Origin of the sequence: Kamptonema animale CS-326, from assembly GCF_028330895.1 — a bacterium.
GTDB lineage: Bacteria > Cyanobacteriota > Cyanobacteriia > Cyanobacteriales > Microcoleaceae > Kamptonema > Kamptonema formosum.
The window spans coordinates 1-14,974 of record NZ_JAQMUA010000341.1; the positions used below are offsets into that span (position 1 = coordinate 1).

At 42.1% G+C, this 14,974-nt stretch carries 9 protein-coding genes; 7 read left to right on the forward strand and 2 right to left on the reverse strand.

Features of this window, described 5'->3' with window-relative positions; translation table 11 throughout:
- Window positions 1–73: 73 nt before the first annotated feature.
- On the reverse strand, window positions 74–1,147 hold the full coding sequence (locus PN499_RS19905) for a Gfo/Idh/MocA family protein (protein WP_019487823.1): 1,074 nt from the start codon (window positions 1,145–1,147) through the stop codon (window positions 74–76).
- Window positions 1,148–1,569: 422 nt separating this feature from the next.
- Here PN499_RS19905 and PN499_RS19910 point away from each other — a divergent pair, with 422 nt between their 5' ends.
- The 7 genes from PN499_RS19910 to PN499_RS19940 all read left to right on the forward strand — a co-directional run bounded on the left by PN499_RS19910 (window position 1,570) and on the right by PN499_RS19940 (window position 13,758).
- On the forward strand, window positions 1,570–2,418 hold the full coding sequence (locus PN499_RS19910) for an ABC transporter permease (protein WP_272033915.1): 849 nt from the start codon (window positions 1,570–1,572) through the stop codon (window positions 2,416–2,418).
- Window positions 2,419–2,451: 33 nt separating this feature from the next.
- The gene (locus tag PN499_RS19915; protein ID WP_272033917.1) at window positions 2,452–3,858 is read left to right on the forward strand and encodes an ABC transporter ATP-binding protein; all 1,407 of its coding nucleotides are present in this window, start codon (window positions 2,452–2,454) and stop codon (window positions 3,856–3,858) included.
- The gene (locus PN499_RS19920) at window positions 3,851–5,380 is read left to right on the forward strand and encodes a methyltransferase (RefSeq protein ID WP_272033905.1); all 1,530 of its coding nucleotides are present in this window, start codon (window positions 3,851–3,853) and stop codon (window positions 5,378–5,380) included. Before PN499_RS19915 ends, PN499_RS19920 begins: the two co-directional genes overlap by 8 nt.
- Window positions 5,381–5,419: 39 nt before the next feature.
- The gene (locus PN499_RS19925; RefSeq protein WP_272033907.1) at window positions 5,420–10,540 is read left to right on the forward strand and encodes a glycosyltransferase; all 5,121 of its coding nucleotides are present in this window, start codon (window positions 5,420–5,422) and stop codon (window positions 10,538–10,540) included.
- A gap of 46 nt (window positions 10,541–10,586) precedes the next feature.
- On the forward strand, window positions 10,587–11,576 hold the full coding sequence (locus PN499_RS19930) for a class I SAM-dependent methyltransferase (RefSeq protein WP_272033909.1): 990 nt from the start codon (window positions 10,587–10,589) through the stop codon (window positions 11,574–11,576).
- Window positions 11,577–11,724: 148 nt separating this feature from the next.
- On the forward strand, window positions 11,725–12,420 hold the full coding sequence (locus PN499_RS19935) for a class I SAM-dependent methyltransferase (protein ID WP_272033911.1): 696 nt from the start codon (window positions 11,725–11,727) through the stop codon (window positions 12,418–12,420).
- A 57-nt stretch (window positions 12,421–12,477) separates the two neighbouring features.
- Complete coding sequence (locus PN499_RS19940) at window positions 12,478–13,758, forward strand: glycosyltransferase family 4 protein (protein ID WP_272033912.1); 1,281 nt, start codon at window positions 12,478–12,480, stop codon at window positions 13,756–13,758.
- A 220-nt stretch (window positions 13,759–13,978) separates the two neighbouring features.
- Here PN499_RS19940 and PN499_RS19945 read toward each other — a convergent pair whose 3' ends face one another.
- Window positions 13,979–14,902, reverse strand: a complete 924-nt coding sequence (locus tag PN499_RS19945) for a cation:proton antiporter (RefSeq protein ID WP_465249967.1) — start codon at window positions 14,900–14,902, stop codon at window positions 13,979–13,981.
- Window positions 14,903–14,974: the final 72 nt, after the last annotated feature.

Below are 14,974 nucleotides of genomic sequence, written 5' to 3' on the forward strand. Positions count from 1 at the left end.
GACACCCAATATAAAAGTTTTTAATTGGGTACATACTGCCCTTAATTAGCCGTTAACAGTTAACAGTTAACAGTTAACCACTAACAATTTTAACCGCTGAAGAATTCAAATTGTATTCTGAATCTTCTTGCAACGACCAAGCTTGACCATCGAGAGCCATTTGCTCAATTAAACTCGCTAGGCGCAGAGCTTTAAGAGCCTGTTCTCCCCCGACAGAGGGCTGATTGCCACCACGCACGCAGTTGACAAAATGCTCCAATTCTGCATGAAGTGGTTCAATATTGCTGGTGTAAACCTTCTCAATTAACCCATCCTGACGGTAAAGCACCTGACCATAATCAGTCACATAATTAGCCGTCGTTTGTCGGTGAATCAAGATTTCATTATTGAGAAAATCAGCCTCCGTCAGAGAATTTTTGCAGTGAGCTACAATCGAACGCAACTTGCGGTGCGTCACCTTGCTTGCAGTCAGGGTAGCCACAATCCCGTTCGCAAAGTTCAAAGTAGCTGTTACGTAATCTAAATAGCCGGAGTCAGAAGCACGGCTACCGCTAGCAGTGAGATTAGCCACTGGTGCGGCCGCCAATTCCAGTAACAAGTCAATGTCATGGATCATGAGATCCAAAACCACCGATACATCGTTGGCCCGCTGAGAATACGGACTCATACGATGAGCTTCTAAAGCCAGTAGCTCTTCAGTTTTCAGCACTTTGCCGAGTTCCTGAAAGGCTGGATTAAAGCGTTCGATGTGGCCAACTTGCAAAATACTGTGCGACTGTGCAGCAGCATTTACCAGAGATTCAGCCTCCGAGATACTCGCAGCTATCGGTTTTTCAATTAATACGTGAATTCCCGCTTGGAGACAAGTCATCCCCACAGCGTGGTGCAAGCGAGTAGGGACAGCGACGCAAACTGCATCTACGTGGTTTAGCAAATCCCGATAGTCCTCAAAAAAGCGAACTCGGTACTTGCTAGCTACATCTATCCCTCGCTCCACATTAATATCTGAAACACCCACGAGTTCGACATCTTTTAACAAGCTCAAAACTCGTGTGTGGTGTTGGCCCATATTGCCAACCCCAATTACCCCAATGCGAAGGGGTTCGGGTTGACCTCGCTGGGCAAAAACGTTGTATCCCACTGACATCCTATCTAGCACTCCTGGATTCTCCTCCACCACAGGAATCAAGCTGATTGGCATCCCTCAGCCACTCAAAGCCATCCAGATACTACCACAGTCACTCTATATGTGAAGAATTTCTAAGCTGAGTACCATTTCCAAATTGCGGACGGGTAATTTTACTTTCTCCCAATTTAAACGGAATTCAGCAATTCCCCCTATCTCTAGAGACAGACTTGAGTGGCCCAGAGCGAGAGAGGGAGGTGGGGAAAGCAGACAAGAGCGAGAAATGGCGGAATTTCGGACTTTTTGAGCTCAAAACTCAAAACTCCCCATCCCCCTCCTTGCATAGTCGGTCAGGGTAGTATTATAGAAAGCTGGTATCAAGCAATCTAAGTTTGACTTGTGAGTGTAGGCTGTGGGTGAGGGTGAAAAAATTGCTGAAATCGATGAAAGGCTTTGTCCAAAAGGCCGGGAGAGCTGGCATTAGGTTTCCCGGTTCCTCCCCGTTAGGAACAAAACTTAATTTGCTGCTGACTTTGGTGCGGCGAGATTTGGAGGCTCAATACAAAGGGTCGATTCTGGGTAACTTGTGGCCTCTGCTAAATCAGTTATCGCAACTGCTAATTTATACCTATGTTTTTTCAATTGTTCTGAAGGTGAAACTGAACCTGCAAGGATTCCCGGCTAATAGCAATATTACTTTCGGGGTTTGGCTGTTCGCAGGTTTGCTACCTTGGACTGCTTTCACCAGCGGTTTGACAAAAGCTGCTGTATCAGTGATGGGACAGCCTAATCTAGTGAAAAAAGTTGTGTTTCCCTTGGGATTATTGCCACTGGTGCCGATTTTGTCGGCGTTTATTGAGAGTTCTTTGGGTTTGATTGCGTTGATTACGATTGTAGCGGTGTCGTCTCAGAAGCTAGACGCGACTTTGTGGTTGCTGCCGCTGATTTGGCTACCGCAGTTGTTGCTGACGGCGGGTTTGGGGTATTTGGCTGCGGGATTAACGGTGTTTTTGCGCGATATTCCCCAGAGCTTAGGTGTTATCCTGAATCTTTGGTTCTATTTAACCCCTATTGTTTATCCTGCGACTGTGATTCCTGAACAGTGGCGAGTTTGGATATTGTGGCTAAATCCTTTGGCTGCGATCGCAGAAGTTTATCGCGATATCATACTTTTGGGTGAAGTGAAGCACTGGGCCGAGTGGGGAGGAGCCTCCGCAATCTCCCTAGCTGTATTTTACGGAGGCATTTTGGTGTATCGGCGATTGCGTCCTGCCTTTGCTGATGTATTGTAGGGGTGTTTTGAGTGAGTGAGTGTTGATCTCGGCATGACGGAAACTGTAATTTCACTAAAAAATGTGTCCAAATGTTTTAAGCGGTACAAACATCCAGTAGACCGCTTAAAAGAAATGATTTTTCCTGGGACGAAGCTAGCTGACGAATTTTGGGCTTTGCGAGACATTAATATCCAAATTCCCAAGGGGCAAACTTTAGGTATTGTTGGGCGTAATGGTTCTGGGAAAAGTACGCTATTACAAATTATTGTCGGTACGCTCACGCCAACTACAGGGGAAGTAGAAGTCAAAGGGAGAATTTCAGCTTTGTTAGAGTTGGGAAGTGGGTTTAATCCTGAATTTACTGGACGACAAAATGTATTTTTCAATGCTCAATTACTTGGTTTTAATCAAAAAGAAACTGAAAATAAATTCGATCAAATAGCGGCTTTTGCTGATATCGGCGATTTTATCGATCAGCCAGTCAAAACTTACTCTAGTGGGATGTTTGTTAGGTTAGCTTTTGCTGTTGCCACTAGCGTAGATCCCGACATCCTCGTAGTTGATGAAGCTCTTTCTGTGGGTGATGAAGCTTTTCAGCGTAAATGTTTTGCTCGCCTCCAAATCATTCAAGAAAGAGGAGGTACTATTCTTTTTGTCTCTCATGCAGCTTCTTCTGTTACTCAACTTTGCAAGTCGGCAATTTTAATGGATCATGGGGAATTGCTACTGACTCATACTCCGAAGTTAGTGATTTCTAAATATCAGAAAATGATTTATGCAGAGCCAGATAAAGCTGAAGAATTGAAAGCTGAAATCCGGGAATTGAATAAATTAGTTAAGCAAGAAGCAGAAAATCATCATCACTCTAGTTTAGAGACAAAAAATGGAGAAATTAAGCAAGAGACAGTAACTCCCAGACCTATAGAATACTATGAATATTACGATCCGGGAATGATCCCGGCTGAGACGGTAAGGTATCCCTCTCGTGGTGCAGAAATCATCAATCCTTGCATCACTACACTGAAGGGGAAAGTAATTAATCACTTGATTGGTCGTCAAGAGTATATTTATACTTACTCCGTGATTTTCTTTAAATCCACTTCCAAAGTCCGCTTTGGAATGTTGATTAAAACAATTAGCGGTTTTGAGTTGGCTGGTTCCTCCTTAAATGCTGCATCTCAATCAGTGCAATATGTTGAAGCAGGTACAACAATCACAGTAAATTTTCGCTTTAAATGCTTGTTAAATCCAGGAGTTTACTTCCTCAATGCCGGCGTGGTAGGAATGGTAGATGACGATCTGACTTATCTAGATCGCTGTGTTGATGTTGCTATGTTTAGAGTGCAGCCTTGTGCAGAGTCTCAGAGTAATGGGATTGTTGACTTAGTAATCGAGCCGTGCTTAACTGTTGTGAATACTGATTTCATTAATCAAGAACAGGAAAGCGAGGTTGTCTAATAATAGTATGCAAGTTACTGTCAAAATGAATATGGATTCGCCAGAAAGCTCCGCTGTCAAAGTATTTATTCAAAATCAAGCTAAGTTTCCCGAAGATTTCAAACCCAACATCTGCGAAGATGATGAAATGTATTTATATAGCCTGAGCAACTTAGATAACGACCGCGATCGGGCTGTTGTTCGTTACTATGCTATTGGTCGCCGGATTTTAGATTCAGTTAAACAAGTTGTTGAATGGCATTTCGATAAATTTGAGAATGTATCATCTTTCCTTGATTTTGCCTGCGGTTACGGTCGTTTTACTCGTTTTTTAATCCAAGAATTGCCCCCCGAACAGATTTGGGTTTCCGATATCTACGCCAATGCGGTTAAGTTCCAAGAAGAATATTTTGGTGTCAATGGTATTGTCTCAACTACAAATCCGGGAGATTATGCAGTTGAGCAGAAGTTTGATTGTATTTTGGCTTGTTCTTTCTTCAGCCATATGCCAGAAAAAACTTTTGTAAATTGGATGCAAAATTTATATGATTTACTATTGCCTCAAGGTCTAATTATGTTCAGCGTACTGGACATGGAACTTTTACCTGCTCATGTGGAAGTACCAGATTCAGGAATTGTTTTTAGTCCGTTGAGTGAAAGTCGATCTTTAGATAAAGAAGAATATGGAACTACCTATGTAACTGAGGAATATATCACTAAAATTATCGATCGGGTTAGCGATGGCAAAGCAGTTGTTCATCGCATCCCAAAAGGAATTAGTAGATATCAAGACTTGTATTTAGTAAGTAATGAAAAAGTCAAAGATTTTTCAAGTTTGAACTTTAAACATCACCCGGAAGGTTATCTGGAAGTTGCATATATAACTCGTAGTGGTACAATTAACCTAGAAGGTTGGGCCGCAGACTTTAATGATGAGGGTAGCATCGAAGAAGTGCAAGTGCTTGTCAATGGTCAGCTTGTACAAAGATGCAGACCATTTGATGAACGGGAAGATGTGGCTGAATATTTTAAAACTCAGAGAGCATTGTCTTCAGGTTGGTCTTGTTATTTAGGTAAAGACAAGGTTTCACCGCAGGATATAGTAACGATCAAAGCCATCAATAATTGCGGTCTGGAATGGATCGTAGAAAATTGTACTTTAGAATCGCTTCTGAAGCTGAAGGAATCGGCAGCTAAGACTCTCTCCACTGAAGCTAAACTGGAACAAACTCAAAGTCAGCTATTATTTACCCTGGAAAAACTGGAGCAAACTGAAACTGAGCTATCTGCGGCGATGCGACAATTAGAGCAAACACAAGCTCAGCTATTATCTACTCACCAAAAATTAGGGCAAACTGAAAATAAGCTAGCCTCAGTTGAGGTACAATTAGAGCAAACTCAGATTCAGCTAGCCTGTACTCAAGGAGAAAAAGAGCGATCGCAATCTAGAATTATGGCAATGGAGAGTAGTAAATTTTGGAAGTTGAGAGCGGAATGGTTTCGAGTTAAGCGGGCGATGGGGTTAGCTGGAGAAAATGAATGAGGAGGATAGCTTTAGGAATCCCTAAAGAGAATAGAATTTATGAATGTAACTGAGACTAAATCATCTGTTTTTATCATTGCCGGAATGCACCGCTCCGGTACATCTTTAACAGCTTCTCTCCTTCAGAAAGTAGGGGTAAATATTGGCGAGAATTTGGTGGGCCCGGCCTACGGTAATGTTAAGGGACATTTTGAGAATGTTGACTTTGTGGAGTTTCACAAGGCTGTTTTGCGCTCCCAAGGTATAGATGATTTGGGGTCTACTTTACAAACGGAGATTAAAGTTACAGAGGAATATGTAGAACAAGCTCAAAATATTATCCGCAAAAGTAAAGGTTATTCTCTCTGGGGATGGAAAGATCCGCGCACAACTCTTTTCTTGAATTTTTGGCTGAATTTACTGCCTGATGCCAATGTTATATTTGTTTATCGTTCTCCTTGGGAAGTTGTAGACTCTCTGTACCGCAGGGCCACCGATGATAGCTTGTTAAATAGCCCAGAAATTGCTGTTAAAATGTGGATTCACTATAACAGAAAAGTATTAGAATTTCATCAGCAATACCCGGAACGTTGCTTTTTAGCTCATGTTTATGCAATTGGCAATAAAGCTAATGATTTCGTAGAAACAATTAACAGCAAATTTCATGTTGATTTACCCGCACCGCCACCAGATAATTTTGAAAAATCTTTATTAGTGAATGAAATTTTACAAACTCACAGACCGAGTTTGATTAATAAATATTTCCCAGAGGCTTTAGAACTTTACAGTAAACTTGAAGAAAAAGCCTTAAATCTTGGTAGCGGAATCGCTGTAAGTGATGCTGAATTTATTAAGCAATCTTCCTCCCCGTCTTGGGTTTTTCAAGACTGGCTAGAAATTCGCCAACTGGAAAAACAAAAGAAAATTCTTAAATCTGAGCTTAAACAATGGCAAGAACAATTTAGTGAAGCTCAAGGAAAAGTAATAGAATTAGAAACTGAATTAGGTTCGACTCAGGTAAAACTGGCGGGTACTGAGGCGCAGTTTCAAGAAGCTTTAGCAAAAGTTTTAGGATTAGAAACTGAATTAGGTTCGACTCAGTTAAAACTGGCGGGTACAGAAGCACAATTTCAAGAAGCTTTAGCGAAGATTTTAGGATTAGAAACTGAATTAGGTTCGACTCAGGGAGTAGCTGAGGCAAAGGAAGCGCAATTACAAGAAATTGCCGCTCAATTTGCAGAACTAGAAACTGAGCTAGGTTCTACTAAAGTAGAATTTAAAGAAATTATGGCGCAAATAGACCGTTCGCGCTTAGAGGCTGAAGAATTTCGCGCCGAAATTGCTGCAATTAAATCTTCTAAGTTATGGAAAATTAAGGAAAAATGGTTGGGCTTAAAGCGTCGCGTGCGAGACTTATCGCCTCGATTTTTCTTAACTCTAGATGCACCTGCTAGCTGGAATATTGACGGTGGCAACCTAGAAATTGCTGGCTGGATATTTCATAATAGGATGAGCATTAAAGCAGTACGAGCTAGAATTGGAGAACAGAGTTTCGAGGGAGTTTATGGAATTGGCAGAGGCGATGTAGGTCAATCTTATCCTCATATTCCCAGCGCAGTAAAATCGGGTTTTAGTATCCAATTTCAACCACTTGCTGGCAGGCAAAGACTACTATTAGAAGCGCAAGATAGCCAAGGGAAATGGCATTTAGTTACATCTTATTCTCTCTCAGTTTCGACAATTCAAGCAGCTTTTGATGCACCAGTAGAGCAGCAGCAACGTCAAGGACAAATTTTGTTTGCAGGTTGGTGTTGTCATCCAGAGCAAAAAATTACTAATTTGACTTTGTACTGTGGAGATATTGCTATAGCTTGTGCTTATGGTTTGCGAAGAAAAGATGTGAACGAGGCTTTCCCTGATTGGGTTGGCAGTTATGAAAGTGGGTTTGAGGCGTTAGTTAATCTACCGCCGGGAGAATGGCCAATTGCTCTACAAGCTCAGCTAGAAAATGGAGAAATATTATCATTTCAATCGCCTAAAATATTGACTGTAGTGCGTTATAATGTCTGGCAGCGAGGGGCAGATAAATTACAGGAAGTCTCCCGATTTGCAGCGGCAATCAGCAAGCGAATGGGAGAGAGGAAACAGCGCCTGGGAAGAATTCTCCCTATGCCTTGGGAAATAGCAAAGGTGGCGCGTCAGGTAGTAACGATTTATCGACAACAAAAACAATTAAGTTCGTCAGGTGATTTACAATTGCCGGGTGGTTTCGTGGTACCCCAGCCAATAGATACTTATGATGCTTGGCTGGATGTAAATCAGTGGAGCGAACGCGCTCGTGAATATCTAATTTCTCGTTTAGAATTGTGTCAGGAGAAACTCCCAAAAATTTCTGTGGTGATGCCAGTTTATAATCCACCTATAGAATTTTTGGAGATGGCGATTACCAGCGTTACGAAACAAGTTTATCAGGATTGGGAACTCTGTATCGCTGATGATTGTAGCACAGATGCAACTGTTGCTGAAACCTTAAAGAAATGGGCACAAAAAGATAGCCGGATTCGCCTAGCATTTCGTACTAAAAACGGTAATATTAGCGCCGCTACAAATAGCGCTGCCGAACTTGCTACAGGCGATTTTATCTTATTTCTGGATAACGATGACGAGCTTACTCCTGACGCATTAGGGGAAGTTGCTTTATATCTAGCAGCACATCCAGAAACAGATTTTCTCTACTCAGACGATGACAAAATAGACACTGAAGGTCATCGATTTTGCCCGCAATTCAAACCTGACTGGTCACCCGAATTGCTACTTTCCTATATGTATCTCGGTCATTTGTGCGTCGTAAGAAGCCAAATATTTGAGAAAATTGGCGGCTTGCGTTTGGGCTTTGAAGGGTCACAAGATTATGATTTTGCATTGAGAGCTACAGAAGTTTCTCGTCACGTTGGACATCTGCCCTTAGTATTATATCACTGGCGAACAGCGCCAGGTTCTACAGCAATATCAGGAGCCGCTAAACCGGCTAGTTTTGGTGCAGGTCAAAAAGCAATTCAAGAAGCTTTAGAAAGGCGAAAAATTGCGGGTAGTGTATATCAGCCAGACTGGGCAAGTAAAGAAAATTTGGGCATATTCTCGCAGCATTTTCCTGATAATGGGCCTGTTGTGACGATTATTATCCCTACGAAAAATCAGTTAATGTTGCTGAAAGGTTGTCTGGATTCTCTCAAAAAGACAACTTATCAAAATTATCAAGTAGTCGTGATTGACAACGAAAGCGACGATCCGAAGACGCTCGAATATTTAAATCAAATTCATCATCAAGTTTTGCGGATTAAAAATGAAGGCGGGAAATTTAGTTTTGCTGCTATTAATAACCGTGCTGTAGAAAAACTTGAGAGTGAATATATCCTATTTTTGAATAACGATACTGAGGTAATTAATCCACGCTGGCTAAGTCAGATGGTGGGATATGCTCAGGTTTCTGGAGTGGGTGCAGTTGGTGCGAGACTTTTGTATCCTGATAGTAGGATTCAGCACGCTGGGATAATTCACGGATTGCATCATGGTTTGGCTGGTCATGCTTTTAAGTTAATGTCTAGCGACAATCGGGGTTATCTTTCCCTCGCAATGGTAACGCGAAATTACTCGGCCGTGACAGCAGCCTGTATGCTAACACCCCGCAATTTGTTCTTAGAATTAGGTGGTTTTGATGAGCAAAACTTTGCCGTTGCTTACAACGATGTTGACTATGGATATCGTTTGTTAGAACAGGGTTATCGCTCAGTTTACTGCCCTGATGCTGAACTTCTGCACCGCGAAGGTACTTCTAGGGGTTTTAACGATAACCCGCAGGAAGTTGCAGCCTATCGACGCAAGTATGCGCGGAAAGTAGATGATTTTTATAGCCCTCATTTATCTTTAGATGATGAGTATTTTCGCATTCACCCCCGCCGATTCTTTTTGAAGGAAGAAGGAAGAAGGAAGAAGGAAGAAGGAAGGAATGCACTCACATTTCGACCAAAATTGTTGATGTGCAGCAATTCTTTAGATTTCACTGGTGCGCCGCTACATCAATATGAAATAGCTGTGGAATTGTTTTCTAAAGGGATAGTTGAGCCTGTTATATTTTGCACTACAGATGGGCCGTTGCGGGAGGTTTACGAACAGCATGGTATGAAAGTAATTGTGCGCGATCACCCGCTGGAACATATCTATCAGCGCGATGCTTACGATCGCGCGATCCGAATTTTTACAAAAGAGGTTGATAGCTACAATGTTGATGTCATTTATGTCAATACTTTAGAAAACTTTTTCATGGTAGATGTTGCCCGCGAACTAGGTATTTCTTCGGTATGGAACGTCCATGAAAGCGACCCTTGGCAAAGTTATTTTGACAGATTCGGGCCGGAAATTGCTGCTAGAGCCCTTGAATGTTTTCGATTTCCTTATCAAGTAATTTTTGTGGCTGATGCGACGCGGGATAGATATTGGCAACTCAATAGCCACCACAATTTCCGAGTAATTCACAATGGGTTAGATTTGAGTAGGTTAGATCGGTCGGGAAATTCAGCTTTAGCGAGGAAAAGTCTGGGTATTGAACCAGGTGAGGTGATGATGTTGCTGTTGGGTACTGTGTGCGATCGCAAAGGTCAGCAAGACTTGGTGAAAGCACTTTCATATTTACCTGAAAAATGGCATAATCGCATTAAATGTTTTATTGTCGGCAATCGCCCCAGTCTTTACAGCAATAAATTAACTGCAATGGTCAGTGAATTGCCAGAAGAATTGCGACAACGGGTAAGTTTAGTCTCCGAAACTCCAGAGACAGCCAAGTATTATCAAGCAGCCGACATTTTTGTTTGCACATCTCGCGTGGAAAGTTTTCCGAGGGTGATTTTAGAAGCGATGGCTTACGATTTGCCGATCGTGACAACGCCAGTATTTGGGATCAGAGAACAAGTTAGACCTGGCATCAATGGTTTATTTTATACTCCCGATCGACCGGAAGAACTGGCTGCATCTCTGTTATCTTTGTTGGAAGATGAATCACTGCGGCATCGTCTTGCTGAGAATGCCAAATATGTTCTAGAATCATTGAATACTTTTGAGGAGATGACTCAAGATTATGGTCAGATTTTTTGTGAAGCGTACCTCAATCGCAAAAAATCTAACTGAGGAATTCAAACTACATTTAAACTAAATAAACACAGCTAAAAATTATATGGTTAAGTCAATAAAACGGTTAATTAAAAAGATTCTAAAACGGCTTTTATTGATACCAGACAAGAAAGATTTAACCATATCCGATTGGCTGCAAAAATATGGTTTATCTCAAGCTAGAAATTACTGGGAAACAACTCCCAGGGCTGGGGTGGCTAGCCAATGGGTATCGAATCCTATTATTGAAGAGTCTATTAACAAGCGGATGTCTGGGGGAGAGACGCAAAAATATTGGCTGGCTTGGTTAATTGAAGATTTTTTTGCCTGCCAAAAATTTGACAGATTATTATCAATTGGATGCGGTATTGGTAATCATGAGGTAATTATAGCTAAATTAGGTTTAGCTAAACATATTGATGCCTTCGACTTCTCGGATGCTTCTTTAGAAATTGCCAGAAAAAATGCAGATTTGGCAGGAGTTAGTATTAACTTTTATCAAGATGATTTCAATAATTTTCAGATCGCTGAAGACCTGAAATATGACGTTGTATTTTGTTCTGGTTCCCTGCACCATGTGAAAGAAATCGAACGATTTATGTCAATTGTTCATCAATCTTTAAAACCAGAGGGCTACTTAATTGTCAATGAATATGTAGGAGACTGCTATAATATCTACAGTCAGCATCAAGTAGATTTGATCAATCGGTTATATAATTGCTTTCCCGATGAACTTAAATCGGGCAAAATGGAAACATTTATTAACCCAACACTTAAGCAGGTATTTGAAGCCGATCCTTCTGAGGCAGTGCGCTCAAAACTGATACTTCCCCTACTTTCCGAATACTTTGAGATGGAAGTTTTTAACCCCCTTGGAGGAGCAATATTACACCCAATGTACCCGTTATTAGATCACAGTCAGTTTTTACCGGGAGATACAAAAGGGGAAGCAATTATTAGGCTACTTCTAGAATTTGAAGATATTTTAATGGAGTTACCGGGAGGACTACAAACAGATTTTTGTTTGAGCATTTTGCGCCCCAAAGATATATGATTAACATAATTAGCAATTAAGCAACATTTTTGTAACGCCGCCCTCTGGGCAGTATCCTAACCGCCCAGAGGGCGGCGTTACATTAGAAAATACGGGAACTTATTACCAACTTAAACATCAACATCATTGACATCGGCAAGTTAAAAACATGAAAATTGATTATGAGGGAGCCTGGGACACTTACGCCCAGCAATGGCAAAAAAATAACCCCGAATTGGGTCATATTGGGGATGAATGGATTGGCAAAGCAGCCGGGGCTGCTAATTCATTGGCAGAGTATGAAACGCTGATAGAAGAGCGATTTATTGCACCTTATATTAAAAAAGAGCATACAGTTTTAGAAATTGGGATCGGCGGTGGACGGACGGGGGCAATGTTGCTAAAATATTGCGATCGCGTGATTTGTGCCGATATTTCCAGTGAAATGTTACAAGCTGCGCGATCGCGCTTAGGTGACGAACGAGTAAGTTATGTTAAACTCGACGGTTTAACATTGGGAGGCATTAATCCTAGCTCCGCAGATGTGTGCTTTTGCTACGATACAATGGTGCATATAGAACCGAGAGATATTTTTAACTACCTGACTCAGATTCCTAAAGTTTTGCGGGGAGATGCCCTCTGTGTATTTCACCACAGTAATATTTTCACTGAATTAGGCTGGGAAAAATTCTTGAGTGACTGGCCTCTAAACTTAATGGGGCACCGAGATGGAACTGCTTTTTCAATTATGACTGATACGATTATGGAAAAATTTCTCACACATTTGAACTACAAAATCCTTTTAAAAGATGCTTCCTCCGTCCCGCGAGATTGCGTCTGGGTTTGTCAAGCCCCAAGCTATTAATAACTCACTACAATTATCACCTTTCTACCCTTTTCCCTTTTCCTTCTTCCTTCAACAATGCGAGCATTATTTCTTCACCCCAACTTTCCCGCGCAATACCGCCACATCATCACCGCTTTAGGTGCCGATCCTAAAAATCAGATTGTTTTCGGAACTAAAAATGAACGTCAAGAATGGAATATTCCAGGCGTTCGTAAAGCAGTGTTTACGCCTAGTCGCGAACCCCATCCCCAGACTCACCACTATGTCCGCCCCTTAGAAAGTGGGGTGATTTACGGGCAAGCTGTGTTTAGAATGGCGGAACAATTAAAGGCCGAAGGTTTTGTTCCTGATGTGATTTGCGGTCATTCTGGATGGGGGCCAACACTATTTGTTAAAGAAGCTTTTCCTAATACTCCGCTTTTGTGTTATTTCGAGTGGTTTTATCACTCTGTAGGTTCCGACGCAGATTTCGATCCCGCTGAACCTTTAACAGTTGATGACATGGCCAGAATTAGGGTAAAAAATGCGCCAATTTTAATAGATTTATACTCCTGCGATTGGGGTCTATCGCCGACTTATTGGCAGCGATCTCAATTTCCCCCTGAATTTCAGCGCAAGCTTTCTGTACTCCATGATGGAGTGGATACTGAGTATTTTAAACCGAATCCTGGTGCCAAACTTGTTTTGCCGAATTTAGATTTATCGGGAGTGGATGAAATCGTTACTTATGTATCGCGAGGAATGGAACCTTATCGAGGTTTTCCCGAATTTATTGAATCCATTGCCTATTTACAAGAACGCCGTCCGAATTGCCATGTTGTAGTTGTCGCATCAGAAAGAGTTTGCTACGGCAAATCTTTGCCTAATGGTGAGAATTACAAAGATTATATGCTCAAGAAAGTGCCGCTGGATTTATCGCGAGTTCACTTTGTGGGTACTCTTCCTTATGGTTTATATTTGAGAGTAATTCAAGCCTCAGATGCTCACGTTTATTTAACTAGACCTTTTGTGTTATCTTGGTCGATGATTGAGTCTATGTCAACGGGGTGTTTAGTAATTGGTTCGGATACTTCACCTGTTAGAGAAGTTATCCGGGATGGGGAAAATGGTTTGTTAGTAGATTTCTTCTCACCTAAGCATATTGCGGATCGGATTAGTGAGGTTTTGGATCATCCTACTCGCATGGCTGAATTGCGAGTAAAAGCGCGTCAAACTGCTTTAGAAAAGTATAATTTGGCGAAGTTACTGCCGCAACACTTGGAATTAATTAATCAGGTGGCAAATCGTTCTACGCCGCCGACTGTTGGGATGGAACCGGAGCGAGAATTGGCCGCAATGTCTACAATTAGGATGTAGGTTTATATTGAATAGTAGTAGTAGTAAAAGATAAAATTCCCAAAGCGTTTGAAACCAATGGTTACAGCACCTCGTCCGGCTACACCGACAGTAAAGTTCATAGATGACTATTGCCAAAACTATCAACACCTGTCAGTGACAAAAGAGGGATAAACTTTGGGCGGATTTAGCCCCCAAAGTTTGTCCTCAATCATCCCCGTGTATGGGAGACAGGGGAGTGTCAATCATCTTTACCTTCTGCCATTTGTTGTTGCAAAAAAGGTGAAAGTTCTCGGTTAAGCTGCCCCGCTCGGACAAACTCAGCGTAGGTTTCCGCCTCGATCGCTTGCAGTTCCGATCGCACTTGACCGACAATAAAACCTTGTAGATCGGGATGTTCATCCACAAGTCGAGCGATTTCCGTTTGTAAACTGGTCAATTTACCTTGTACCAGTGCCGTCTGATACCCATAAAACTCTGGATCGATGCCAGGACGAGTTTCAATTTTTTCCAGATAATGCAGCACCCTTTGGAAAGCAGTCTGACGAGCGATCGCCTCTGCATAGTGCTCGCGTAGGGGTTGGTTGCCTAACAGGTTCAACGCTTTTAACAGTGGCTGAATGGTTAAACCCTGAAATAGCAACGTGAACAAAACAACGCCAAACACGGTGGCAATAATTTCTTCTCGTTCTGGCAAAATCACTGGCATACTTAACGCCAGTGCGATCGACACCGAACCTCGTAAGCCGCCCCACCATAGGATTGTTTGATCTGGAACGGGAATGTCTGATTTGGCAACGCGATTGCTCAAAAAGCTCAATCCATAAATTGCGATCGCCCGTGTCAAAATCATTGCCCCGATAGTGATGGCGATCGGGCCTAGATTTTCGCCCAGAATGGCAAACCGGATTTGATCGCCAATCAGTAAAAACACGATCGAGTTGACAAAAAACGACAGAAACTCCCAAAATTCGGTGACGATCGTGCGGGTTCGGGGATTCATGCCGATCCGTGACCCAAAGTTGCCCAAAATTAAGCCCGTCGTCACCACTCCAATCACACCCGATCCGCCTAAATCTTCAGTAATCAGGTAAGTGCCGTAAGCCGAAACGAGCGTTAAAGATTGTTCCTTCAGGGGGCGACAATCGCCCCCAAACCATTGCAGGGAGGATGTTTTCGGGTCTGAACTCGCTCAAAAAAGTTGGAGCTTATTGAGAATAGACTCTCAATAGAAGAA

What these genes read in the sequence shown, in the direction of transcription:
- PN499_RS19905 (WP_019487823.1), bottom strand. Translation starts at nt 1,147, where the DNA reads ATGTCAGTGGGATACAACGTTTTTGCCCAGCGAGGTCAACCCGAACCC.
- PN499_RS19910 (WP_272033915.1), top strand. Translation starts at nt 1,570, where the DNA reads ATGAAAGGCTTTGTCCAAAAGGCCGGGAGAGCTGGCATTAGGTTTCCC.
- PN499_RS19915 (WP_272033917.1), top strand. Translation starts at nt 2,452, where the DNA reads ATGACGGAAACTGTAATTTCACTAAAAAATGTGTCCAAATGTTTTAAG.
- PN499_RS19925 (WP_272033907.1), top strand. Translation starts at nt 5,420, where the DNA reads ATGAATGTAACTGAGACTAAATCATCTGTTTTTATCATTGCCGGAATG.
- PN499_RS19930 (WP_272033909.1), top strand. Translation starts at nt 10,587, where the DNA reads ATGGTTAAGTCAATAAAACGGTTAATTAAAAAGATTCTAAAACGGCTT.
- PN499_RS19935 (WP_272033911.1), top strand. Translation starts at nt 11,725, where the DNA reads ATGAAAATTGATTATGAGGGAGCCTGGGACACTTACGCCCAGCAATGG.
- PN499_RS19940 (WP_272033912.1), top strand. Translation starts at nt 12,478, where the DNA reads ATGCGAGCATTATTTCTTCACCCCAACTTTCCCGCGCAATACCGCCAC.